The following is a 23,471-nucleotide window of genomic DNA, read 5'->3' on the forward strand; positions in this document are numbered from 1 at the left end:
CGGGTGCCTTTCCAACGGACGTCAAACGAGATAGCTGTTGGCAACATTCACTCGTCCGAGTCACATACTCACGTTAGTTTATCGAAACTCGTTCTCTTCCTGCCGCGATTAAACTCAAATTATGTAGGGCATAGAAGTATTTATCGGCAGCCATGGCACCATTCTTGAGACATTTTTTTGTGCATAGCGTGCTGTAACATAATGTTAGCAAAGCGACTTTACGAGAAATATCAGCAAATTCCTATTTCAATTACAGCCTATTGACATGTAGCAGAGACTTTGAAAAATCACTTAAAGTTACAGAAATGTAAATAATAACGAATGTTCATTGCGTGAGATATGTGGCATACCGCACAATGACGTACCTGCATTTACTGTTAGCCCAGCCACGATGAGTAAACCATTACAAAAACCGACCATTTTACATGTTGAAACCGTGGCCCGTTCACGCCTGTTTAATGTCGAAACGGTGGACCTGGAATTTAGCAACGGTGTGCGCCGCGTTTATGAGCGGATGCGTCCGTCTGCGCGTGAAGCTGTCATGATAGTACCTATCATCGATAACCATGTGATTTTGATTCGTGAATACGCGGTTGGAACCGAATCTTATGAGCTTGGGTTCTCTAAAGGATTAATCGATCCTGGTGAAACCGTCTTTGAAGCAGCGAACCGTGAGTTGAAAGAAGAGGTTGGATTTGGCGCTAATCAGCTGACATTCTTGAAAAAACTGACGATGGCACCGTCCTATTTCTCGAGCAAAATGAACATTGTTATTGCTGAAGACCTCTATCCCGAATCGCTGGAGGGTGACGAGCCAGAAGAGTTGCCGCAAGTACGTTGGCCGCTGGAATCGCTGCTTGATTTGCTCGATGAAGAAGATTTTAGCGAAGCGCGAAATGTAAGTGCGCTTTTCTTAGTGCGGGAATGGTTGAGAGAGCAGGGGCGTTTGTAAACCCGTCATACTTCAAGCTGCATGTGCGTTGGCTGCGTTATTATTCGGCCCATCGTGGGCCTCACCCCTTCGGGGCCAGCGCAAGCGCTGTTCTAAAACACCTTTGGCGTTTTAGTCCTGCAACTCGAATTATTTAGGGTTTCAATTTTTTCAATACAGCCCGCTTCAACGCGAAGCGGGCTGTATCAAGTTTTTAGAACAACTCGTGGCTCTCGCCGTTATCAATTATTGTCGTACCCACTTCATGCACTGCCTGCTGCGTAGGTTGAGTGCCTTCAATAAAGTACTCCGGACGACTACTCCCGCCATTCGCCAATTGCCCTGTATAACGGTCAATATTAACGGTGACGATGCCCGGTGGCGGCGTTAACGGTTCTTCTGGTACACCTTCCAGAACGACTTTCATAAAGTCATCCCATGCCGGTTGAGCACTCTTCGCCCCACCTTCGTAACCCGAGATTTGATCTTTGATAGCACCTGATGCGGATGTCCGTCCCAGATCACGACGGTGATCGTCAAAACCAATCCATACGGATGTCACCACACCCGGCCCGTAACCTGAGAACCATGCATCTTTCGAGCTGTTCGTGGTACCGGTTTTGCCGCCAATATCGTTACGCTTCAGGTCACGACCTGCACGCCAGCCGGTGCCTTGCCAGCCGGGTTCGCCATAAATATTGGAGTTAAGCGCGCTTTTTATCAGGAACGCCAACGGCGTGTTAATGACGTGCGGTGCGTACTCAGGCGGGCTGCTTTGGGCGACCAGTTCGCTATTGGCTTGTTCAAGCTTCGGCATTGGAACGCTGGCGTTCTGCTGTTCCTGAGACTGCGCGACGTCTTCAACATTCTGATTTTCCAGCACGTTAGACTTCGGCGTTTCGCCGTAAATCACAGGAATATCGCAATCAGGGCAGGCGATTTTCGGCTTGGCTTCAAAGATCGTGCCGCCAATTTCATTCTCAATTTTTGAGATGTAGTACGGATCAACCAGGAAACCACCGTTGGCCATGACGGAATAACCGCGAGCGACCTGCATCGGCGTGAAAGAGGCCGAGCCAAGTGCCAGAGATTCGGTATGCACAATGTTCTGCGCAGGGAAGCCGAAGCGCTGCAGATACTCTGCTGCGTAGTCAACACCCATAGCTCGCATTGCACGCACCATCACCACGTTCTTCGACTGGCCAAGGCCCTGACGCAATCTGATTGGGCCTGCATACTCTGGTGGAGAGTTTTTCGGACGCCAGTCGGAACCGGCACCGGCATCCCAGCGAGAAATCGGCACATCGTTCAGCACGCTCGCCAGAGTCAGGCCTTTATCCATTGCCGCGGTGTAAAGGAACGGTTTGATGTTGGAGCCCACCTGACGCAATGCCTGAGTGGCACGGTTGAATTTGCTCTGATTGAAGTCAAAACCACCAACCAACGCCACAACGGCACCGTTCTGTGGATTGATAGAAACCAGGGCGGAGTTCACGTCCGGGACTTGCCCAAGCCACCAATTCTCATCAACTTTACGAACCCAGATTTGTTGCCCCGCTTGCACCACATCTGTCACTTTACGTGGCGTTGGGCCTTGCGCGGTGTCAGAACGATAAGGGCGCGCCCAACGCATTCCATCCATACTGATAGAAACGGCGCTGCCATCAGCCATCAATGCTGTCGCTTCCGCAGGGGTTGCCTGAGTAATTACAGCAGGGAACAGCGGGCCGTAGACGGGTAGATTCTTTAACGAATCAACAATCTTAGTTTTATCCCACGGGGTTTCACCCACTTTCCACAACACATTCGATGGGCCACGGTAACCGTGACGCATATCGTAAGCCATGACGTTATTGCGTACGGCTTGTTGAGCGGCTTGCTGAGTTTTACGTGTGATGGTGGTGTAAACCTTATAACCATCTTCGTAGGCTTTCTCGCCATAACGCGCCACCATATCCTGGCGCACCAACTCAGAAAGGTACGGTGCAGAGAATGCGATTTCTGGCGCGTGATAGTTAGCGTCGATTGGCTGGTTGCGTGCTTCGTCGTATTGCGCCTGAGAAATGTAGTTTTCGCTCAACATACGCGATAACACGACATTACGACGGGAAGTGGCGCGGTCCATTGAGTAAAGTGGGTTGAAAGTTGACGGTGCTTTTGGCAACCCGGCAATCACCGCCATTTCGCTTAGTGTCAGCTGATCAATCGACTTACCAAAATAGACCTGGGCTGCGGCCCCGACACCATAGGCGCGGTAACCGAGATAAATCTTGTTGAGGTATAACTCGAGGATTTCATCTTTAGTCAGCAACTGCTCAATACGAATCGCCAGGAACACTTCTTTTATCTTGCGCATCAGAGTGCGTTCAGGACTCAAGAAGAAGTTACGTGCCAGCTGTTGCGTGATGGTACTTGCACCTTGAGATGCATGGCCAGAAAACAGCGCTACGCTTGCGGCACGGAAGATCCCGACAGGATCTACGCCATGGTGTTCGTAGAAGCGGCTGTCTTCGGTCGCAATAAAAGCTTTCACCATCACTGGCGGGATTTGATTGAGCGTTACCGGAATACGGCGCTTCTCACCATATTGAGCAATGAGCTCACCATCAGCGCTATAAACCTGCATTGGGATCTGGAGCCGCACGTCTTTAAGCGTGGCGACATCAGGCAACTGCGGCTCAATAAATTTGTAGAGCCCGAAGATCGAGCCTGCTCCCAGCAGAATGCAACACACTGCAAGGATTAATAAATACTTTACGAACTTCACCTTAGATTTCCCATTACGTTTCCATTGGGCAGTTTATAAACAACCGCGCGGTAGTATAAAGGCAAGCCAGTGGCATTGGTATGGCATTTTCCTCGCACGGCGATAAGGAGACCGTAATCATGATGTTCGCAACCTGGCAAATAGGCCTGGATATTCAACATACAAGCGTGCGTGCGGTGGCGGTTCAACGCCAACGGCAAGGGTGGCAGCTTCGGCATTGGTGGCAACTTCCCCTGCCTGAAGGAACCTTTCGCGACGGTTTGTTAATGAATACGGAAGCATTCGCTAACGCTTTGCTGGACTGGCGAAAAGAATTGCCGGTGCGCCATCAATTGCGTGTCTCTTTTCCAACCCAGCGGACATTGCAACGCCCTATTCCTGCGCCTGACAAACGTCTGGCCGAGTCTGCAAGTGACGCGTATATCGCATCAACAACCGCCCGGCAGCTGCAAATGACACCCGCTCAATTGTGCTGGGATTATTTAGCGTCACAAGATGTTGCTGACCCGTATTTGATAGTAGCTGCGCGCCAGACAGATGTCGCTGCGTTGATAAAAAGTCTGGCAGTGGTAAAGCTTTTTCCGGCAACTCTGACCCCTGGCGCGAGTGCATTGCCAGCGCTTACTACGCCCTGTCATTTGGAGAAATGCGAGTATTTGGTGCATCGCGAAGAGAATCACTGGTTATGGGCTTCAACCGAAACCACGCCACGTTGGGGATGGGCTGATACCCATGTCGTACCCACGATTAGCGATTTATGCCAGCAACTTAAAACCGAGCCGGGGAAGGTGGCGCTGAGTTTCGCGCAACCCGAGTCACAGCCGGTGGGGTTTTTGCCATTGGATGCGTGGTCCGCACTTTCACGCTTGCAACCGCCGCTGCCGCGTCATGGTGGAGTGTTTACGGTTGCGATAGGACTGGCCATTGGCAGGGTGTCCCGATGAGCGCGCTGATTAATTTGTTGCCATGGCGCCAGACGCTGCGCCAGCAGAAGGTGCACCGTTGGAGTGTTTTGCTTGCTCTGGTTTTAATACTCGTGCCCCTCATCGCTTTTGCCGGGCGGCAGTTATCGGCATGGAAAGTCAGTCAGCACCAGACTCAAAGTGAATACCTGGCAAATACGCTCCCTGCATTACAGGCCCTTTATCAGCAACGGCTGGGGTTCGAAGAGCAGCAAAGAAAACTCCTGCATTTGCAGCAAATTCGTAATGCGCAGCAACGGGCTGTGCAGGTTTGGGAGCGGCGATTGGTTCGGCTGGCAGAGGGGTTGCCTGCCGGTTCCTGGCTGTCTTCACTGACCCTGCAAAATGGGCGGTTTGAGCTCAAGGGGCATGCAACGGATCTGGATGATATGCACAGGCTGGAAAAGATGCTCGCACAGCTTGACGGTGTTGCTGCCGTTCAGGCAGGCGCGGTTCAGCATGAAGCACAAGGTGGATACGGCTTCGGTGTCACACTCATGCTTTCAGAGGTGGAAAATGCACGGGTTCATTGAGCGCTGGCTAAGTGGGGCGCGTTGGATACGCATTGCAACGTTTACCTGCATAACAAGCATGGCGACGCTTGCTGCTGGGTTGTTTCTGATACTGCCGCAGAACTCTCAGATTCAACAGCTGCAAGCGCACTGCGAGCAAATGAGTCAACAGCTGGCGCGGTTAAGACACAAAATCCAGCAGTTGGCTGCACTCGAACAACCTGTTTCGCCATTGAAGGCACCGCTGTTTTCCGTGACGGACTTTGTCAGTCAAGCGGGAGGGCAGCTAGTGAAGTGGCAGCCTGACGATAAAGGCGCAGTGCTGAACATGCTGGTTCCATGGGAGAAACTACCGGGATTATTCATACGGCTTGCCGAATATCGTGTTGTGGCAAACCACTCGTTCACCATCACGGCGCAAGGGGAGTTACTCAGTCTGGTGATGACTATGGAGTTCGCTGATGAACCGTAGCATTGGTGGGTTGGTCTTTCTGGTGATCTCCTCAGCGTGGGCGATACCGCCAAACCCGTTTCTGCCACATATTTCGCCTTGTGAAAGCCTGTCTGCCCAACTTGGGCGTTGGACGTTAAAGGGCGTTATCAATTCAACTGAGACCAGTACGGCTTTGATGCTCGACCCTCAAGGTGTATGGCGGCGTATTAAGCCAGATAGCGTGCTCTTTAAAGGCGCGCAGATTGAAAGTGTGGGCAAAGGAGCTGTGGTCGCAAAACTTGACCCCGGCTGCCCACTCTCTTCTTACCGCTGGGAAATAAAAGGAAAAACACATGCAATGGATGAGGGGATTACTTTTGATACTGGTGCTGCCGTTCGCAAGCCAGGCCGATAAAGGTATTTCGCTGGTGCTTGATGGCGCACCAATAACCCAGGTGTTGCAGGCGCTGGCTGAAGCTCGACGAGTTAACCTGCTGATTGCACCTGGCGTTGAAGGTGTGCTGTCGCTCAACTTAGTAAACGTACCGTGGAAGCAGGCATTTCAACTGGTACTCAACAGCGCTGAGCTCAGCCAGCAGCAGGACGGGAATGTTATACAGATTCAGCCTAAGGCTCGCCTCCGGGAGCAGCAAGCGTTAGCGATGGAACAGCGCAAACAACTCACACTCAACCAACCGATGTTGCAGCAAGTATTTGCTCCTCATTATGCTGATGTAGAAGAGTTAGCCGCTGCGCTGAAATCGGCGGGAACTAAACTGACAAGCGCCCAGGGCTATGCCACGGTAGATAAACGAACTAACAGGCTGATTGTGCATGACAATAAAGATGTCTTGAAACAGATTGCTGCCTGGGTTGCCGAAATGGATTTACCGATTGGGCAGGTAGAGATTGAAGCCCATATTGTGACCATCAACCAGGATAAGCTGCGTGAGCTGGGTGTGAAATGGTCTGCTGCGGAGCAAACTGGTGAAAATAAGCTCCATCGACCCACCGGAGTTTCGGCAGATGTTTCTGTTGGCAGTGCGACAGCAAAAGTGGGTTTTAACATTGCTCGTATCGATGGAAGGCTGCTGGAACTGGAGCTATCCGCTCTGGAACAGCAGCAACAACTGGAGATTATTGCGAGTCCTCGCCTGATGGCGGCGCATCAGCAGCCCGCCAGTATTAAACAAGGTACTGAAATTCCTTATCAGGTATCTAGCGGTGAGAGCGGGGCGACCTCAATCGAATTTAAAGAGGCGGTTTTGGGGATGGAAGTCACGCCAACTATTCAGCCGCATGGCAACATTCGTTTAAAACTGCGTATTAGCCAAAATATGCCGGGTCGAAGTATTCAGCAGACTGATGGTGAGGTATTGGCAATAGACAAACAGGAGATAGAAACGGTTGTAGCGGTGAAAAACGGTGAAACCCTGGCTCTTGGCGGGATTTTCCAGCAGCACAATAAAGACAGCAGTGATAGCGTCCCTCTGCTGGGCTCCATCCCACTAGTGGGGAGTCTGTTTCGCCATGATGCTAAAGACCACCAACGCCGAGAGTTGGTGGTCTTTATTACACCGCGACTTATCCCTGTTCCGTAGTGTTTTCTTGCATCATCGTGGAGTTTTTCTTTGAAACGACGCCCAGGTGTTTGACGGCAGAGAGGAATTAGCTTACAAGGTGTACCGTTTCGAGAGGCTGGTTGCTCAAGACTGTGACAGATAACCCTGATTTATGTATTTTCTTCTTCATGAGAACGCTGGGGAATATAATCGGTTGCCAAACTACCTTGAGTATTGAGATAATTTTCAGTCTGACTCTCGCACTATCGCTTATGAGGTTTCAGTTCATGTCCCGCTGCACCTGGTTGTAACAGGGCGGGTTTATCATCAACGAATTGTCTTAGTAGTACCGAAAAAATGGCAGAGAAACGCAATATCTTTCTGGTTGGGCCTATGGGTGCCGGCAAAAGCACTATTGGGCGTCAGTTAGCTCAGCAACTCAATATGGAATTTTTCGATTCTGATCAAGAGATTGAGAAACGTACCGGAGCTGATGTGGGCTGGGTATTCGACGTTGAAGGCGAAGACGGCTTCCGCGATCGCGAAGAAAAAATCATCAACGAACTCACTGAAAAACAGGGCATCGTGCTGGCAACTGGCGGTGGTTCTGTGAAGTCTCGTGAGACCCGTAACCGTCTCTCCGCCCGTGGAGTTGTGGTGTATCTTGAAACCACAATCGAAAAACAGCTTGCTCGTACTCAGCGTGATAAAAAGCGCCCACTGCTGCAAGTTGAGACTCCACCGCGTGAAGTTCTTGAAGCATTAGCTCAAGAACGCAATCCTCTTTATGAAGAGATTGCTGATGTGACGATTCGCACCGACGACCAAAGTGCCAAAGTGGTTGCTAACCAGATTATTCATATGTTGGAAAGCAACTGATTCTGGCTTAATCGAAAAAAACGCCTGCGGGCTAAGCAACATCAAGGTGGACTTCGCGTTATGGAGAGGTTAACAGTCACTCTCGGGGAACGTAGTTACCCTATCACCATTGCTGCTGGGTTATTTAGTGACTCGGCATCTTTTGGGCCGTTGAAAGCTGGCGACCAAACGATGCTGGTGACCAATGAAACCCTGGCGCCGCTCTACCTGGATAAGGTGCGTGGCGTGCTTGAGCAAGCGGGCGTTAAAGTCGATTCCGTCATCCTTCCGGATGGCGAACAATTTAAAAGCCTCGCAGTATTAGACACTGTCTTTACCGCGTTGCTTGAAAAGCCACACGGTCGTGACACGACACTCATCGCCCTTGGTGGCGGTGTCGTTGGTGACCTGACTGGCTTTGCTGCTGCGAGCTATCAACGTGGCGTGCGTTTTATTCAAGTTCCGACCACATTGCTTTCGCAAGTGGACTCTTCTGTTGGCGGAAAAACAGCCGTTAACCATCCTCTCGGTAAAAATATGATTGGTGCGTTCTACCAGCCGGCTTCGGTTGTGGTGGATCTCGACTGTCTGAATACTTTACCGGCGCGGGAGTTAGCATCTGGCCTGGCAGAAGTGATTAAGTACGGAATTATTCTCGACGGTGAATTCTTTGATTGGCTTGAAGAAAACCTGGACGCATTGCTTGCGCTTGATGGCAAAGCTTTGGCCTGGTGTATTCGTCGTTGTTGTGAGCTGAAAGCAGAAGTTGTTGCCGCTGACGAGCGCGAAAGCGGCTTACGTGCTTTACTGAATTTGGGTCACACCTTTGGTCACGCTATAGAAGCTGAAATGGGCTATGGCAACTGGCTGCATGGTGAAGCTGTTGCTGCAGGTATGGTAATGGCGGCGCGTACGGCACAGCGTCTTGGTAACTTCAGTGAAGCCGATGTTCAGCGAATCATCAAGCTGCTGCAACGTGCTGGGCTGCCAGTTACTGGGCCGAAAGAAATGTCAGCAGACGCGTATATGCCCCACATGATGCGTGACAAGAAAGTGTTGGCTGGTGATTTGCGTTTAGTGCTGCCACTGGCTATCGGGAAGAGTGAAGTGCGTGGCGGAGTGCCACACGATGTCGTTTTGTCCGCCATTGCTGACTGTCAGCAGGCTTAATTATTAGAAATTTCGGTCGCTGCAGTCAGGCGATTTTTAACTTCGGGTGATGTGCTGAGTACGAATCGCTGGCATAAGCCTTTTAGTGGGGTGTTAAATGGATGAGTTTAAACCGGAAGATGAGCTGAAACCCGATCCCAGCGATCGTCGTTCAGGTCGTACCCGTAGAGCTGATGAGCGCGAGAGTGAGCCACAAATCAATGTCGATGATGTTGAATTAGATGCCGACGAGCCTCGTCCAGCGCGTTCCCGCCGTACTCGTGATGAAGAAGAGTATGAAAGCGAAGATGATCTTCAAGTTGATGCTGAAGAACGTCGCCCGGCGCGTGCTCGTAAAAAATCCGCTAAACAGAAAGTTCCGGTATCTCGCCAGCATCTGATGATGGGCATTGGTGTTCTAGTGCTGCTGCTATTAATCATTGGAATTGGCTCGGCGCTGAAAGCCCCTTCGACGACTGAAACTGCAGATCAGACACCTGGTGCTGAGAAAAACATCGATTTGTCTGGCGCTGCGGGCAACACCGCCGATCAGGCTAATGGTTCGACAACTGCGGCCAATCAGACAGAAAATGCCGCGAACCCACAAGAAGTGACTCTTCCTGCAATTTCTTCAACCCCTACTGACGCGCAAACTCAGCCTGTACCTCAGGGCCAGCAGCGTGTTGAAGTTCCGGGTGATCTGAATAATGCACTGACTCAACAATCGGGTCAGATTGATAATGTCGTGAGCAATTCAACGTTGCCAACAGCGCCAGCTACAGTTGCGGCGGTTGCGGGTAGCAATAGCTCAACTACCGCTCCACGCCCGGTCGCGAAATCTGAACCAGCGAAGCAAGCGGCACCACGTCAAGAACGTAAAACTGCTGTGATTGAGCCGCAACACAAAGCTCAACCGGCTAAGCAACAGCCGGTCGCGAAAAGCACAGTAGTCGCTGAACCAAAACCTGTGGTGATTGCGAAACGTAGCGAAGCAGTGACGGCTCCAGCACCAACGGCGACCGCGCCAGCTAAAGCACCGGTTACCGCAACTACTCCAAAAGCCACAGCCACTGAGACAGCAACGTCTTCAGCACCGAAAGCCACGACAGCAGCCCCTGTGACTGCGGCTACTGGCGCGGTAGCGGGTGATGCTGGTGCAATCAAAGGCGCTCCTGGTAGCCATTACACTTTACAGCTCAGCTCATCTTCTAACTCAGCAAACTTGAATGCCTGGGCGAAGAAAGAGAATCTGCAACATTATATGGTCTACCAGACAGTACGAAATGGTCAGCCATGGTATGTGTTGGTTAGCGGTATCTACGCCAGCAAAGATGAGGCGAAACGTGCTGTTGCAACATTGCCAGCTGATGTGCAGGCCAAGAACCCATGGGCAAAACCTATCCATCAGGTTCAGTCTGATCTGAAGTGATGAACAAGCGCAGCCGCTGTTGGAACCTTTCCACAGCTGGAAAAGGTGTAAATAGTTAGGCAGCATGAAAAAAAATCGCGCTTTTCTGAAATGGGCAGGGGGTAAATACCCCCTGCTCGAAGACATTAAAAAGTATCTGCCGAAAGGTGATTGTTTGATTGAGCCGTTTGTCGGTGCCGGCTCAGTTTTTCTGAATACTGATTACTCCCGTTATATCCTCGCAGATATTAATAGCGATCTGATTAACCTATACAACATCGTTAAAACCCGCACGGATGAGTACGTTGAGGAGTCTCGAAAACTCTTTACCGCTGCACAAAACGACGAACAAGCGTTCTATCTCAATCGAACTGAATTTAATCTGTGCAAAGATGAGTTCCGTCGTGCTTTGCTGTTTTTATATCTGAACCGCCATTGTTACAACGGCCTTTGTCGTTATAACCTACGTGGTGAATTCAATGTCCCGTTCGGCCGCTACATCAAACCCTACTTCCCGGAAGAAGAGTTGTATCATTTTGCCGAACGAGCACAAAACGCGACATTCCTGTGCCAGTCGTATGACGTCAGCATGGCGAATGTAACCGCGGGTTCTGTTGTCTATTGCGACCCGCCGTACGCGCCATTGTCTGCTACTGCTAACTTTACGGCGTATCACACTGATAGCTTTAATATGGTGCAGCAGCAACACCTGGCGCAGTTAGCGGAAAATTTGCAAGGAAATCACATCCCGGTTCTGATTTCTAACCATGATACAGAGCTCACCCGGTTGTGGTATCAGCAAGCCAAACTGCACGTGGTACAAGTGCGACGCAGTATTAGCCGGAATGGCGGAAAACGTAACAAGGTGGACGAACTGCTAGCGCTGTATAAAGTCGGTGCCTAAGCTGTTTCGCCCGCAGACGTTAATGATTTGCTACTGGAGAAGCGGATGAAACAGTTTTTGATTGCCCCATCAATCCTCTCAGCCGATTTTGCCCGCCTGGGTGAAGACACGGCTGCTGTGCTGGCTGCTGGTGCGGATGTCGTCCATTTTGATGTTATGGATAACCATTACGTTCCGAATCTCACCATCGGCCCGATGGTATTAAAAGCCCTGCGAGATTATGGGATTACCGCCCCTATTGATGTGCATCTGATGGTGAAACCCGTTGACCGTATTATTCCGGATTTCGCCGCTGCGGGTGCCAACATCATCACCTTCCATCCTGAAGCGTCCGAACATGTTGACCGTTCCCTGCAACTGATTAAAGAACACGGCTGCAAAGCAGGGCTGGTGCTAAATCCTGCAACGCCGCTGAGTTGTCTTGATCATGTGATGGATAAGCTGGATGTGATTTTGCTGATGTCCGTAAACCCTGGTTTCGGCGGGCAATCTTTCATTCCTCATACGCTGGAAAAATTGCGTCAGGTGCGCGAGCGTATTGAGGCTTCCGGTTATGACATCCGTCTGGAAGTTGACGGCGGCGTGAAAGCTGACAACATCGCTGAAATTGCCGCAGCAGGCGCTGATATGTTTGTTGCCGGTTCTGCGATTTTCAATCAGCCAGATTACAAAGCCGTAATTGACCGTATGCGAAGTGAGTTGGCAAAGGTAAGTCATGGATAAGTTAAATAAAATTCGCGGTATCGCCTTTGATTTAGACGGTACGCTGGTTGACACCGCGCTGGGTTTAACCCAGGCAATGGACCAGACGCTGTATGCCCTGGAGTTGCCAACGGCAGGTGAAGACAAAGTTGAAAAGTGGATCGGCAATGGTGCAGACGTGCTGGTTAAGCGTGCGCTGACCTGGGCTTTAAAAGGCGAAGAGCCAGAAGCCGACAGATGTCGTATCGCGCGTAAACTGTTTGATACCTTCTATGCGGAAACGGCGGAGGAAGGCAGCTTCCTGTTCCCGGAAGTGGCTAACACGCTGGCGGTATTCGCTGAAAAAGGCCTGCCGATGGGTCTGGTCACCAACAAACCGACGCCATTTGTGTTACCGATGCTGGAAAGGTTGGGTATCGCACATTATTTCAAAATCATTATTGGCGGCGACGATGTGGAGAATAAAAAACCGCATCCCGAAGCGCTGCACAAAGTGATGGAACAGTTGAATCTGAGCGCCGAAGAGTTGCTGTTTGTTGGCGATTCCCGCAATGATATTCTCGCAGCACAGGCAGCCGGATGTTGTTCCGTCGGCCTGACCTACGGCTACAACTACGGTGAATCCATCGAGTTGAGCAAACCAGACTACATATTTGACCATTTCAACGAGTTATTGCCCGCATTAGGGCTCTCTAACAAAGAACATCAGGAATCAGAACATGAGTAAGCCCATTGTCTTTAGTGGCGCACAGCCATCAGGTGAATTGACCATTGGTAACTACATGGGTGCGCTGCGTCAGTGGGTCCATATGCAGGACGATTACGATTGCATCTACTGTATCGTCGATCAGCATGCGATTACTGCGCGTCAGGATGCAGCACAACTGCGTAAACGGACGCTCGACACGCTGGCACTGTATCTGGCTTGTGGTATTGACCCGGCTAAAAGCACCATCTTCGTACAATCCCACGTGCCAGAACATGCACAGTTGGGTTGGGTGCTGAACTGCTATACCTATTTCGGCGAGCTGAGCCGTATGACTCAGTTTAAAGACAAGTCTTCCCGTTATTCGGAAAACATTAACGCGGGTCTGTTTGATTATCCGGTGCTGATGGCCGCGGATATTCTGCTGTACCAAACCAATCTGGTCCCGGTCGGCGAAGATCAGAAACAACACCTGGAACTGAGCCGCGACATCGCTGCACGTTTCAATGCGTTGTATGGTGATGTGTTCAAAGTGCCTGAGCCGTTTATTCCGAAGTCTGGCGCGCGCGTGATGTCTCTGCTTGAGCCGACCAAGAAAATGTCTAAATCAGATGATAACCGCAACAACGTTATCGGCCTGCTGGAAGACCCGAAAGCGGTAGTGAAGAAAATCAAACGTGCGGTCACTGACTCTGATGAGCCGCCTGTTGTTCGTTACGACACCACTAACAAAGCTGGTGTATCCAATATGTTGGATATTCTGGCGGGCGTTACAGGGAAATCTATCCCAGAACTTGAGCAGCAGTTTGAAGGCAAAATGTATGGTCATCTGAAAGGTGAAGTTGCTGATGCTGTTTCCGGCATGCTGACTGAGTTGCAGGAACGTTTTCACCGTTTCCGTAACGATGAAGCCTACTTGCAGCAAGTGATGAAAGACGGTTCCGAGAAAGCGCGCGCGCATGCGAGCGCCACCTTGAAAAAAGTTTATGAGGTGATTGGGTTTGTAGCCCACCCGTAGTTTAAAACCATCCTCACCCTAACCCTCTCCTTGAAGGAGAGGGGATTGTTCGGTTTTCTTCCTCTCCTTCAAGGCAAGAGGATTGCTCGGTTTTCTCCCTCTCCTGGGGGAGAGGGCTGGGGTGAGGGCAATGAATCTCAAACCCTCCATCATTCCCTTTTCTTTTGTGATCCCATTCTCTTTTTGCATCTTCCCCATTTGCCATTTATATTCAATTTAATGAAGATATAACCATTCAATAAAATGAAGATTAAATATGAGCCGTAGCTTTATCAAAAAAGAGGGCGTTGCGCAGGCCAGCCTGGCGCGTTATTTACTGGGCGAAAAAAGAGGCAGTCGCCTGAAAACCATCGATGAACTGGCGACTGAATGCCGTTTCTCCGTGGGCTTGATTCAGGCAGCCTTAAAAACTCTTGAGAAAGCAGGTGCGGTAAAAGTTGAGCGACGCGGGCGCAACGGAAGTTATCTGGTGAGTATGGATAACAAAATCCTGTTGGCTTTTGCGGATATTGGCAACGTCGTGTGTGCCATGCCGCTGCCCTACACCCGTCTATATGAAGGCTTAGCCAGTGGGTTAAAAGCTCAGTTTGATGGGATTCCATTTTACTACGCGCATATGCGTGGCTCGGATGTTCGCGTGGAATGCCTGTTGAATGGTGTTTACGATCTGGCGGTGGTTTCGCGGCTCGCGGCGCAGAGTTATCTGGATAATACAGATGTGTGTATTGCGCTGGAGCTGGGTCCGCATACTTACGTGGGTGAACATAAACTCATATGCCGTGTGGATACACAACAAATTAAGCGCGTAGGGCTAGACCCGCGATCGGCCGACCAGCGAATTATGACGGAGATTTATTTTTCTGGTCAGCCGGTTGAGATCCTCGATGTGCCGTATCACGAGTGTATTAACCGCGTCGCAAAAGGTGAAATTGACGCCGTTATCTGGAACGTGGGCGGCGAGGACTCGCTTGAATTGCTCGGTCTGGAAGCGCTGCCTTTGCAGGGTGATGCCCGTTTTGTGCAAGCCTCAGAAGCGGTAGTGCTGACGCGTGCCGATGATGTGCCAATCCAGCAACTTCTGCGCACGGTCGTGAACAAAAATGAGCTGCTTGCTCATCAGCAAAGAGTTCTGCTGGGTGAACAAGAGCCAAGTTATTGAGTATTTCACCAGGGGGTAATACGGGATGGAAGAGCGGTTAAATCTGTTATGCGATGCAGGCCTTATCGACAGGGATATCTGCGACGGCATGTTAGGTGTTGTTATCCAATTGGAAACGGAATGGTCCATTCCGCTGCGAAACGAACAGGGGGAAATGGCGATCACTCATATGGCGAATGCATTGATGCGCAGCCGCCGGGGTGAAGAGATCGGCCCGCTTGATGACGAGTTGCTGGAAGAAATCGTCAACTCGCAGGTTTATACGCAGCTGCTGCAGATTCATCGCGCCATGCTGTCTCCATTTGATGTCACGCTTCATCCCAATGAAGAAGGTTATCTGCTCGCCAATCTTTTTAGCCTGTGGATGGCGAGCAAAGAATAATTATTGTCAGCAAACTGCTTTATCTTAAATATTCAAAAAAATGATTATTTAGATTTTTTGCAGCATGGAGTCGAGAGGCAAAGGCATGTTTATTGAAGCACTCAAGGCACAAAATCCGGCGCTGATTGAGGCCGCAATTAAGTTATGGCAACAGGGCGACATTCTGCCAGATACCTGCGTGATTGATGTTGATCAGGTGATGGAGAACGGTCGTCGCCTGCTGGAAACAGCGGAAAACCTGGGCATCACGCTCTATCTGATGACGAAACAGTTGGGGCGTAACCCGTGGATTGCGACACGCCTGATTGAGTTGGGCTTTCATGGCACTGTCGCGGTGGATTTTAAAGAAGCCCGCACATTGCGTAACGCGGGTGTTCCGGTTTCCCACGTTGGGCATCTGGTTCAGGTACCCAAAAGTTTAATAGTGGAAAGCGTTAACGCTTCACCAGAAATGATCACCATTTTCTCACTGGAGAAAGCGCAGGAAATTTCTGATGCGGCGCTGCACTGCGGGCAGATTCAGCCAATCATGCTCAAAGTTTTTGGCGATAAAGACACATTGTATCCAGGTCAGGAAGCGGGATTCCCGTTTTCAACGTTGCGCGAAGTGGTTGCTGCCATCCAGAAAATGCCTGGGGTAAAAATCACCGGGCTGACTCACTTCCCTTGTTTGTTGTGGGATGAGGACATGCAACAAACGCAGCCAACACCGAATTTGACCACGTTACTACATGCTCGCGATCTGCTTCGTACGCAGGGAATTGAACTGGCACAAATTAATGCGCCATCTGCGTCCAGCTGTAGCTCGTTACCCCTGCTGGCGCAGTACGGCGTGACACATGCAGAACCGGGTCATGCACTAACGGGTACGATTCCTGCAAATCAACACGGCGACCAACCAGAGCGTATCGCCATGTTGTATCTCACTGAAATATCGCATCAATTCCAGGGGCGGAGTTACTGTTTTGGCGGGGGCTACTATCGCCGGGGCCATGCGCAAAATGCCCTGGTTTTTCCGGCAGCAGACAGTGACGCGGTGCCTGCAAAAATACTGCCAATGGATGACAGCAGCATCGACTACCACATCGGCCTTGCGGGCGAGTTTCCAGTGGGCGCACCGGTCGTCATGTGCTTCCGGACACAGGTTTTTGTTACGCGCAGCGATGTGGCGTTGGTCTCCGGGATAAGCCACGGAAAGCCGGTGCTAGAAGCGCTGTACGACAGTCTCGGTAACCCTATCGCTGGAGGTTTGCGTGAGTAAATTTGTGGTCGTGGTGATAGACAGTTTTGGTGTGGGCGCCATGGATGATGTGCCGCAAGTCAGGCCAGAGGATATCGGTGCCAACACTTGCGGGCATATTTTGCAATGCTTCCCGCAGTTAAGTTTACCGGTGCTGGAAAAACTCGGTTTGATTAATGCACTGGGCTTTACGGAAGGGGCGATGCAATCCTCTGCGAGCGCTGTTTACGGGACGGCCATGTTGCAACATGAAGGTGGCGACACTTTTATGGGCCATCAGGAAATTCTGGGCACTCGGCCACAACCGCCTCTGCGCATGCCTTTTTCAGCGGTCATTGATGATGTTGAACGCGCGTTAATTGCCGATTGCTGGCAGGTCGAGCGTAAGGGCAGCGACCTGCAATATTTGTGGGTAAATCAGGCCGTTGCCATTGGCGATAACCTCGAAGCCGATCTCGGGCAAGTGTTTAATATTAGCGCAAATTTAAACGCTATTTCTTTTGAAGAAGTTCGCGTCATAGGTGAGATTGTTCGTCATTGTGTCCAGGTTGGGCGAGTGATTGCATTCGGCGGTTTGCTGGAAAGCAGCCAGCAGCTACTGGACGCCGCTGAGGAAAAACTGGGCCAGTATATCGGCATAAACGCACCACGATCCGGAGTCTATCAACACGGTTTCCAGGTTGTTCACATGGGTTTTGGGGTCAATGCCAGCGTGCAGGTTCCACAAAAACTGCATGAGGTGAATATCAAAACCGTATTGGTGGGCAAAGTGGCTGATATTGCGATTAACCCGCATGGCGTTAGCTACCAGAACCTCGTTGATACCCAGCAGATCATGAACATTACGCTCAATGAACTCCAAAAGCCGGGGGATATTTTTATCTGTACCAACATTCAGGAAACCGATCTAGCCGGGCACGCCCAGGACGTGGATCGCTATGCCGAAAGGTTACAGGTTGTAGATGAGAACCTCGGTCGGCTAATGAGCGCAATGCAGCCTGGTGATTGTCTGGTCGTCATGGCCGACCACGGCAACGATCCCACGATTGGTCACAGCAAACACACGCGTGAAAACGTGCCGTTACTGGTCTGGCAACCGGGAATCACCGGCGCGCATCTTGGCGTCAGAACAACACTGTCCGATGTTGGCGCAACAGTTTGCGATTTCTTCAGCGCAAGCGCACCACAAAACGGCACCTCGTTCCTGTCACTGCTGCATAACACAAACACTGGAGGCAATCATGGTTGAACAATCGCGAATTGATGTGAAGGGCTACACCTACGCTCACGAACATCTGCATATCGATCTGTCGTCATTTAAAAACAACATTGATTGCCGCCTGGATCAATACGACCTGATTTGTGCAGAAATGAAATCGCTCTATGCCCAGGGCGTACGCAACATTATTGAAATGACCAATCGATACATGGGGCGTAATCCGCAGTTTTTGCTCGATATTATGCAAGACACCGGAATGAACGTGATGGCTTGCACGGGTTACTACCAGCATAATTTTTTCCCGCAGCATGTTGCCACAACCCCAGTGGAAACGCTGGCGAAGGAGATGATCGCCGAAATAGAAATCGGCATTGATGACACCCGCTTAAAAGCCGGGATCATTGCTGAAATTGGGTCGAGTGTGGATGTGATTACGTCGGACGAAGCTAAAGTGTTCGCCGCCGCAGCCATAGCCCATCGGGAAACGGGTCGCCCGATTTCTACCCATACCTCGTTTAGCACCATGGGGCTTGAGCAACTGGCGCTACTGAAAAAGCACGGCGTGGACCTCTCGCGCGTTGTCGTCGGTCATTGTGACCTGAAAGATAACCTCGACAACATTCTGCGCATGATTGAACAGGGCGCGTACGTTCAGTTCGATACCATCGGTAAAAACAACTATTACCCGGATGAGAAACGCGTGGCGATGCTGCAAGAAATTGCCCGCCGCGGCCTGCTGGACCACGTCATGCTCTCGATGGATATTACCCGCCGCTCACATTTAAAGGCGAATGGCGGCCTTGGTTTTGATTACTTGCTGACAACGTTTGTCCCTTTATTGCGGGAGGCTGGTTTCACCCAGGCCGACGTTGATTTGATGTTGCGTGACAATCCCTCTGTATTCTTTAAATAAGGAATTCCCATGAAAAAGATTGGCGTTGCTGGCTTACAGCGTGAGCTCATTAAAAAAACCATCGAGACTTCTGCACCTAATCACTTTGAAGTGTTTATTTACAACGATATGGAAGCGGCCACGAAGGTTAAATCCGGCCAGCTTGATTACTACATTGGCGCCTGCAACACCGGGGCGGGGGCCGCATTGTCTATCGCTATTGCGATAATTGGCTACAACAAAAGTTGCACCATAGCGAAGCCGGGAATTAAGGCGAAGGAAGAGCAGGTCGCCAAAATGGTCGCGGAAGGAAAAGTCGCTTTTGGCCTGTCGGTTGAGCATATCGAACATGCCATTCCGATGCTTATCGCCCACTTAAAATAAAGGCGGCGCTATGGATTTCTACATTCAGATTCTCGTGGTTGCTTGCCTGACCGGCATGACGGCACTGCTGGCGCATAAGTCGGCGGCGGTATTCCACGATGGTATTCGCCCCATTTTGCCTCAGCTTATTGAAGGCAATATGAATCGCCGCGAGGCGGGAAGTATTGCATTCGGACTGAGTATTGGCTTTGTAGCATCGGTCGGTATTTCGTTTACGCTCAAAACAGGTTTGCTCAACAGCTGGTTGCTGTTTTTGCCGACGGATATTATCGGTGTGTTGGCTTTTAATAGTGCACTGGCGTTTGGTCTGGGCGCGGTCTGGGGGATTCTGATCCTCACCTGCCTGCTGCCGGTAAACCATTTGCTGACGGCGCTGCCGGTAGACGTGCTGGGTTCGCTTGGTGAACTGAGTTCTCCGGTCGTTTCGGCTTTCGCGCTGTTCCCATTGGTGGCGATTTTCTATCAATTTGGCTGGAAGAACAGCCTGTTCGCGGCGGTAGTGGTATTGATGACGCGCGTGCTCATCGTGCGCTTCTTCCCGCATCTCAACCCTGAATCTATTGAGATTTTCGTCGGCATGGTCATGCTGTTGGGCATTGCGATTTCGCAGGATCATCGCACTCGCGATGAACGAGATGGCGACGATGGCGGTTCGTCGGTCTTTGAAGAGCGAACATCGCGAATCATCAAGAACCTGCCGTACATCGCGATTGTCGGTGGCCTGATTGCAGCCGTAGCCAGCATGAAGATTTTTGCGGGTTCAGAAGTGTCTATCTTCACGCTTGAGAAGGCTTATACGGCGGGACTTGATCCGGCGCAGTCGCAGACCCTGATAAACCAGGCGGCGCTGGCTGAATTCATGCGCGGTTTGGGATTTGTACCCATGATAGCAACCACCGCGCTGGCGACGGGTGTTTATGCTGTCGCGGGCTTCACCTTTGTCTTCGCTGTGGGCTATTTAATCTCTAACCCGTTGATTGCCTTTGTGGTGGGGGCGTTGGTCATTTCTGCAGAAGTGCTGCTGTTACGCTCCATTGGTAAATGGTTGGGGCGATATCCTTCGGTGCGAAATGCCTCAGATAACATCCGTAACGCGATGAATATGCTGATGGAAATGGCATTGCTGGTTGGCTCTATATTTGCCGCCATCAAAATGGCGGGATACACCGGTTTTACCATCGCCGCCGCGCTCTATTTCCTTAATGAATCACTGGGGCGTCCGGTTCAGAAAATGGCCTCACCTGTCGTCGCAGTGCTGATTACCGGTATTGTGCTTAACATTCTCTACTATTGCGGCCTGTTCGTTCCGGTCTGATCCCTTCCTTACGCCTGCTGTTGATCGCGACGGCAGGCTTTCATGGAGCGAGTAAAGTGAAAACCTGGCCTTTGCAAAGCCTGACGATGGAGCAGGCGCAGTGTAAGCAGTTCCAACTGGTGGATGTGATTTGTCGGCATTTTCCCGGCAGTGATTTTCTCAATGGCGGCGATTTGGGTTTGGTTCCCGGCCTGAATCAGCCGCAGATGACTCGTCGTGTTGAGGCCGTGCTGGCCAATTTCTTTGGCGCACCGGCGGCGGCATTCGTTCAGGGGGCTGGAACGGGGGCGATTCGTAGCGGCCTGGCAGCTATGTTGAATGCGGGAGAAAGTTTACTTATCCACGATGCCCCTCTTTACCCCACGACTGCCGTCATTGCCGAACAGATGGGTTTGCGACTGATTCGTGCCGATTTTAATCAGCTTGAGGAAGTCAAAAAAGTGATTGAATTGCACCAGCCGAAGGCCGCACTTATCCAGCATACGCGGCAAAAGTTAGATGATTCATACGAATTGAACCATGTTATCTCTTGCTTTAACCAATACGGATTGCCGTCACTGACTGATGATAATTATGCGGTGATGAAAGTAGACAATATTGGGTGCGAATGCGGCTCCACACTTTCTACTTTCTCGTGCTTTAAACTTTTCGGCCCACCGGGAATTGGCGTGGTAGTGGGGGAGGAAAAAGTGGTGAGTGCTGTGCGACAGAGTATGTATTCAGGTGGCAGCCAGGTTCAGGGGTTCCAGGCAATGGAAGCCTTGCGTGGGCTGGTGTTCGCGCCAGTGATGCACGCGGTTCAGTCGCAGGTTAACAACAACCTTGTTGAGGCGCTGAACTCTGGGCATATTCCACAGGTTAAACATGCATTTATTGCTAACGCCCAATCTAAAGTTCTTCTGGTGGAGTTTCATCAGCCGATTGCGGAAAAGGTACTTTATTCAGCGCAGAAATTGGGGGCGTTGCCGTATCCGGTCGGAGCCGAGTCGAAATATGAAATCCCACCGTTGTTTTACCGGGTGTCCGGCACGTTTCGGCAGACCGACCCAACGCTTGAACAACGTATGATTCGTATTAATCCCAATCGCAGTGGGATGCAGACGGTGTTGCGTATTTTGCAGGAAAGTTGTCAGGGGCTATAAATAAAATCGCTCTCATAATATGAGAGCGATTTCGAGTACTTGCTTATTTAGACTCATCCGCAGGGCCGCAGCCGCCAATGATTCTTGAAATAGAAATAGCTGGGTGAAGAAGGTAGTCGTAACCACAGTTTTTGCTTTTGTTTTCAATGTGTCCGCTACATGCAGTCAATGTGGATAATACAGTAAATACGGTAGCAATTTTCACGAGCTTAATCATGAGTCTTCCCTGGTTATAAATAGAATAATATGGATGATGTTTAATATAAAAAAGGCGATTAAGTGTATGTGATGAAAGGGAAATTGCTAAGTCCGCAATCCTACCGACATTAAATGCTAATCGTATTGCTAATTAAAATTCCGTTTGTACTCAGAACTCAGAAATAAAAAAGCCTGCGGGAATTAACCAGCAGGCTATCTTTTATCTAAGATAATATCTTTAGTGATTCGAGAACCAATTTAATTTATCGCGCAATGCCACAACACGGCCAACAATAATTAATGCCGGGCTTTCAACCTGAGTCGATAATGTGCCGAGCTCGCTTAATATTCCGCTGACAACACGTTGTTTTACCGCTGTGCCGTTTTCGACCAGCGCGACCGGCATCTCTGCGGTCATACCGTGTTTAATCAAATTTTCCTGAATGGCTGGAGCCTGGTTCAGACCCATATAAAACACCAGAGTCTGTTTTTCAGCGGCCAGGTTTTCCCAGTCCAGTTCACCACCTGTTTTCAAATGGCCTGTAACCAGACGGACACTTTGCGCGTAATCGCGGTGGGTTAAGGGAATACCTGAATATGCGGAACAGCCGGACGCAGCAGTAATGCCGGGGACAACGGAGAACGGAATGCCGCCCTCACACAGCGTTTCTAACTCTTCACCACCACGACCAAAGATGAACGGATCGCCACCTTTCAGACGCACAACGCGTTTACCGCTTTGCGCTTCTCGCAGCAGAATTTGGTTAATTTCTTCTTGCGGAACACAGTGATAACCCGCGCGTTTTCCCACGAATACGCGGTCAGCATCGCGGCGAACCAGGTTCATGATGTCGTCGGAGACCAGGCGATCATATACCACGACATCGGCTTGCTGGATTTGCTGTAATCCTTTTAATGTCAGCAATCCGGCATCACCAGGCCCTGCGCCGACCAGCACCACTTCACCGCGGTGATCCAGTGGTGTCGCGAACATCGACTCAGTTTCTTTATCGATAGCTTTCTGGTCTTCGTTGGCCAGATACTGTGCCAGACGATCATTGGAGAAGAACTTCTCCCAGAAGCGGCGGCGTTCGCCCATCGTTTTGAAATTTGATTTAACTTTGCCGCGCAGAGTCCCGGCATAAGCGGCGATTTTCCCCAGATGCAGCGGCAGAATGGCTTCGAGTTTTTCTCGTAACAGACGGGCAAGAACAGGAGATGTGCCACCGGAAGAGACCGCAACCATCAGCGGTGAGCGGTCAATAATCGATGGCATGATGAAGCTGGCTTGTTTGGGCGCATCAACAACGTTACAGAAAATACGGCGGGATTCGCATGCCTCGCTGACATGTTGATTCACGGCGTCGTCGTCTGTCGCGGCAATGGCGAGCCAGCACTCATCGAGTAACGCGGGGAGGAATTCCCCCTGTACCAACGTAATCATGCCCTGTTCAGCCCACACCTGAAATTGTGGGGAGAAGTCCAGGGCATTTACAGTGACTTTTGCACCTGCCTCCATCAACAAACGCGCTTTACGTTCTGCAACGTCGCCGCCACCCACGAGCAGGCAGTCACGACTTTGCAATTGACAAAATATTGGCAGGTGATCCACGGTCAATCCTCAAAAG

The 23,471-nt window shown here is 50.7% G+C and carries 24 protein-coding genes; 21 read left to right on the plus strand and 3 right to left on the minus strand.

Translation table 11 applies throughout. The features are described 5' to 3' along the window. Window positions 1-391: 391 nt before the first annotated feature. Window positions 392-952, plus strand: a complete 561-nt coding sequence (nudE, locus tag BSPA111_RS16875) for an ADP compounds hydrolase NudE (RefSeq protein WP_183272305.1) — start codon at window positions 392-394, stop codon at window positions 950-952. Between the two features lie 193 nt (window positions 953-1,145). Here the strand turns inward: nudE and mrcA are convergent, their stop codons facing one another. Continuing rightward, window positions 1,146-3,698 (minus strand): peptidoglycan glycosyltransferase/peptidoglycan DD-transpeptidase MrcA, encoded by a 2,553-nt coding sequence (gene mrcA, locus BSPA111_RS16880; RefSeq protein ID WP_183272306.1) that lies wholly within the window; start codon window positions 3,696-3,698, stop codon window positions 1,146-1,148. Window positions 3,699-3,817: 119 nt separating this feature from the next. On the opposite strand from mrcA, the gene pilM reads away from it, so the two are divergent. From pilM to BSPA111_RS16980, 20 genes are all read left to right on the plus strand, one after another. Beyond that, complete coding sequence (gene pilM / locus BSPA111_RS16885) at window positions 3,818-4,642, plus strand: type IV pilus biogenesis protein PilM (RefSeq protein ID WP_183272307.1); 825 nt, start codon at window positions 3,818-3,820, stop codon at window positions 4,640-4,642. Continuing rightward, window positions 4,639-5,193, plus strand: a complete 555-nt coding sequence (locus BSPA111_RS16890) for a PilN domain-containing protein (RefSeq protein ID WP_183272308.1) — start codon at window positions 4,639-4,641, stop codon at window positions 5,191-5,193. The genes pilM and BSPA111_RS16890 overlap by 4 nt, the downstream gene beginning before the upstream one ends. Next, a complete protein-coding gene (locus BSPA111_RS16895; protein ID WP_183272309.1) occupies window positions 5,177-5,644 on the plus strand; it encodes a hypothetical protein in 468 nt (155 codons plus the stop codon). The genes BSPA111_RS16890 and BSPA111_RS16895 overlap by 17 nt, the downstream gene beginning before the upstream one ends. After that, complete coding sequence (locus tag BSPA111_RS16900; protein ID WP_183272310.1) at window positions 5,634-6,020, plus strand: HofP DNA utilization family protein; 387 nt, start codon at window positions 5,634-5,636, stop codon at window positions 6,018-6,020. The genes BSPA111_RS16895 and BSPA111_RS16900 overlap by 11 nt, the downstream gene beginning before the upstream one ends. Beyond that, window positions 5,959-7,206 (plus strand): type IV pilus secretin PilQ, encoded by a 1,248-nt coding sequence (pilQ, locus tag BSPA111_RS16905; protein WP_183272311.1) that lies wholly within the window; start codon window positions 5,959-5,961, stop codon window positions 7,204-7,206. Before BSPA111_RS16900 ends, pilQ begins: the two co-directional genes overlap by 62 nt. 318 nt (window positions 7,207-7,524) lie before the next feature. Next, window positions 7,525-8,046 carry a shikimate kinase AroK gene (gene aroK / locus BSPA111_RS16910; protein ID WP_064542836.1) on the plus strand — a complete coding sequence of 174 codons (522 nt, stop codon included), beginning with the start codon at window positions 7,525-7,527 and terminating at the stop codon, window positions 8,044-8,046. 60 nt (window positions 8,047-8,106) lie between these two features. Further along, window positions 8,107-9,195: a 3-dehydroquinate synthase gene (aroB, locus tag BSPA111_RS16915; RefSeq protein WP_183272312.1), complete on the plus strand. Its 1,089-nt coding sequence runs from the start codon at window positions 8,107-8,109 to the stop codon at window positions 9,193-9,195. A gap of 97 nt (window positions 9,196-9,292) precedes the next feature. After that, window positions 9,293-10,603, plus strand: a complete 1,311-nt coding sequence (gene damX, locus BSPA111_RS16920) for a cell division protein DamX (protein ID WP_183272313.1) — start codon at window positions 9,293-9,295, stop codon at window positions 10,601-10,603. A 64-nt stretch (window positions 10,604-10,667) separates the two neighbouring features. After that, window positions 10,668-11,486, plus strand: coding sequence for an adenine-specific DNA-methyltransferase (gene dam, locus BSPA111_RS16925; RefSeq protein WP_183272314.1), 819 nt, complete (start codon window positions 10,668-10,670; stop codon window positions 11,484-11,486). Window positions 11,487-11,531: 45 nt separating this feature from the next. After that, complete coding sequence (rpe, locus tag BSPA111_RS16930; protein WP_183272315.1) at window positions 11,532-12,209, plus strand: ribulose-phosphate 3-epimerase; 678 nt, start codon at window positions 11,532-11,534, stop codon at window positions 12,207-12,209. Beyond that, window positions 12,202-12,915, plus strand: coding sequence for a phosphoglycolate phosphatase (locus BSPA111_RS16935; RefSeq protein WP_183272316.1), 714 nt, complete (start codon window positions 12,202-12,204; stop codon window positions 12,913-12,915). The genes rpe and BSPA111_RS16935 overlap by 8 nt, the downstream gene beginning before the upstream one ends. Further along, complete coding sequence (gene trpS, locus BSPA111_RS16940) at window positions 12,908-13,912, plus strand: tryptophan--tRNA ligase (RefSeq protein ID WP_183272317.1); 1,005 nt, start codon at window positions 12,908-12,910, stop codon at window positions 13,910-13,912. The genes BSPA111_RS16935 and trpS overlap by 8 nt, the downstream gene beginning before the upstream one ends. Before the next feature lie 256 nt (window positions 13,913-14,168). Further along, window positions 14,169-15,071 (plus strand): GntR family transcriptional regulator YhfZ, encoded by a 903-nt coding sequence (gene yhfZ, locus BSPA111_RS16945; protein WP_183272318.1) that lies wholly within the window; start codon window positions 14,169-14,171, stop codon window positions 15,069-15,071. A 25-nt stretch (window positions 15,072-15,096) separates the two neighbouring features. Beyond that, complete coding sequence (locus tag BSPA111_RS16950; RefSeq protein ID WP_183272319.1) at window positions 15,097-15,453, plus strand: PRD domain-containing protein; 357 nt, start codon at window positions 15,097-15,099, stop codon at window positions 15,451-15,453. Window positions 15,454-15,538: 85 nt separating this feature from the next. Further along, entirely contained in the window at window positions 15,539-16,714 is a 1,176-nt protein-coding gene (locus tag BSPA111_RS16955; RefSeq protein WP_183272320.1) for a YhfX family PLP-dependent enzyme, read from the plus strand. After that, window positions 16,707-17,942, plus strand: a complete 1,236-nt coding sequence (locus tag BSPA111_RS16960; RefSeq protein ID WP_183272321.1) for a phosphopentomutase — start codon at window positions 16,707-16,709, stop codon at window positions 17,940-17,942. The genes BSPA111_RS16955 and BSPA111_RS16960 overlap by 8 nt, the downstream gene beginning before the upstream one ends. Beyond that, window positions 17,935-18,825 carry a phosphotriesterase-related protein gene (locus tag BSPA111_RS16965; RefSeq protein WP_183272322.1) on the plus strand — a complete coding sequence of 297 codons (891 nt, stop codon included), beginning with the start codon at window positions 17,935-17,937 and terminating at the stop codon, window positions 18,823-18,825. The genes BSPA111_RS16960 and BSPA111_RS16965 overlap by 8 nt, the downstream gene beginning before the upstream one ends. Window positions 18,826-18,834: 9 nt before the next feature. Next, the gene (locus BSPA111_RS16970) at window positions 18,835-19,188 is read left to right on the plus strand and encodes a DUF2620 domain-containing protein (RefSeq protein WP_183272323.1); all 354 of its coding nucleotides are present in this window, start codon (window positions 18,835-18,837) and stop codon (window positions 19,186-19,188) included. Window positions 19,189-19,198: 10 nt separating this feature from the next. Beyond that, entirely contained in the window at window positions 19,199-20,503 is a 1,305-nt protein-coding gene (locus tag BSPA111_RS16975; RefSeq protein WP_183272324.1) for a YhfT family protein, read from the plus strand. 56 nt (window positions 20,504-20,559) lie between these two features. Continuing rightward, window positions 20,560-21,645, plus strand: a complete 1,086-nt coding sequence (locus BSPA111_RS16980; RefSeq protein ID WP_183272325.1) for an aminotransferase class V-fold PLP-dependent enzyme — start codon at window positions 20,560-20,562, stop codon at window positions 21,643-21,645. Window positions 21,646-21,688: 43 nt separating this feature from the next. Here BSPA111_RS16980 and BSPA111_RS16985 read toward each other — a convergent pair whose 3' ends face one another. Both BSPA111_RS16985 and cysG read right to left on the minus strand, forming a co-directional pair. Next, window positions 21,689-21,862: a YhfL family protein gene (locus tag BSPA111_RS16985; RefSeq protein ID WP_183272326.1), complete on the minus strand. Its 174-nt coding sequence runs from the start codon at window positions 21,860-21,862 to the stop codon at window positions 21,689-21,691. Window positions 21,863-22,081: 219 nt separating this feature from the next. After that, window positions 22,082-23,455 carry a siroheme synthase CysG gene (gene cysG / locus BSPA111_RS16990; RefSeq protein ID WP_183272327.1) on the minus strand — a complete coding sequence of 458 codons (1,374 nt, stop codon included), beginning with the start codon at window positions 23,453-23,455 and terminating at the stop codon, window positions 22,082-22,084. Between the last annotated feature and the right edge of the window lie 16 nt (window positions 23,456-23,471).

Source organism: Buttiauxella sp. A111 (genome assembly GCF_014189855.1).
Lineage (GTDB): Bacteria > Pseudomonadota > Gammaproteobacteria > Enterobacterales > Enterobacteriaceae > Buttiauxella > Buttiauxella selenatireducens.

Excerpts from the sequence above, each read along its gene's own strand:
- BSPA111_RS16950 (WP_183272319.1), top strand. The coding sequence starts at position 15,097 with ATGGAAGAGCGGTTAAATCTGTTATGCGATGCAGGCCTTATCGACAGG.
- damX (WP_183272313.1), top strand. The coding sequence starts at position 9,293 with ATGGATGAGTTTAAACCGGAAGATGAGCTGAAACCCGATCCCAGCGAT.
- aroK (WP_064542836.1), top strand. The coding sequence starts at position 7,525 with ATGGCAGAGAAACGCAATATCTTTCTGGTTGGGCCTATGGGTGCCGGC.
- BSPA111_RS16900 (WP_183272310.1), top strand. The coding sequence starts at position 5,634 with ATGAACCGTAGCATTGGTGGGTTGGTCTTTCTGGTGATCTCCTCAGCG.
- BSPA111_RS16975 (WP_183272324.1), top strand. The coding sequence starts at position 19,199 with ATGGATTTCTACATTCAGATTCTCGTGGTTGCTTGCCTGACCGGCATG.
- BSPA111_RS16965 (WP_183272322.1), top strand. The coding sequence starts at position 17,935 with ATGGTTGAACAATCGCGAATTGATGTGAAGGGCTACACCTACGCTCAC.
- aroB (WP_183272312.1), top strand. The coding sequence starts at position 8,107 with ATGGAGAGGTTAACAGTCACTCTCGGGGAACGTAGTTACCCTATCACC.
- BSPA111_RS16895 (WP_183272309.1), top strand. The coding sequence starts at position 5,177 with ATGCACGGGTTCATTGAGCGCTGGCTAAGTGGGGCGCGTTGGATACGC.
- pilQ (WP_183272311.1), top strand. The coding sequence starts at position 5,959 with ATGCAATGGATGAGGGGATTACTTTTGATACTGGTGCTGCCGTTCGCA.
- yhfZ (WP_183272318.1), top strand. The coding sequence starts at position 14,169 with ATGAGCCGTAGCTTTATCAAAAAAGAGGGCGTTGCGCAGGCCAGCCTG.
- BSPA111_RS16955 (WP_183272320.1), top strand. The coding sequence starts at position 15,539 with ATGTTTATTGAAGCACTCAAGGCACAAAATCCGGCGCTGATTGAGGCC.
- trpS (WP_183272317.1), top strand. The coding sequence starts at position 12,908 with ATGAGTAAGCCCATTGTCTTTAGTGGCGCACAGCCATCAGGTGAATTG.
- pilM (WP_183272307.1), top strand. The coding sequence starts at position 3,818 with ATGATGTTCGCAACCTGGCAAATAGGCCTGGATATTCAACATACAAGC.
- rpe (WP_183272315.1), top strand. The coding sequence starts at position 11,532 with ATGAAACAGTTTTTGATTGCCCCATCAATCCTCTCAGCCGATTTTGCC.
- nudE (WP_183272305.1), top strand. The coding sequence starts at position 392 with ATGAGTAAACCATTACAAAAACCGACCATTTTACATGTTGAAACCGTG.
- BSPA111_RS16935 (WP_183272316.1), top strand. The coding sequence starts at position 12,202 with ATGGATAAGTTAAATAAAATTCGCGGTATCGCCTTTGATTTAGACGGT.
- BSPA111_RS16985 (WP_183272326.1), bottom strand. The coding sequence starts at position 21,862 with ATGATTAAGCTCGTGAAAATTGCTACCGTATTTACTGTATTATCCACA.
- BSPA111_RS16890 (WP_183272308.1), top strand. The coding sequence starts at position 4,639 with ATGAGCGCGCTGATTAATTTGTTGCCATGGCGCCAGACGCTGCGCCAG.
- BSPA111_RS16970 (WP_183272323.1), top strand. The coding sequence starts at position 18,835 with ATGAAAAAGATTGGCGTTGCTGGCTTACAGCGTGAGCTCATTAAAAAA.
- dam (WP_183272314.1), top strand. The coding sequence starts at position 10,668 with ATGAAAAAAAATCGCGCTTTTCTGAAATGGGCAGGGGGTAAATACCCC.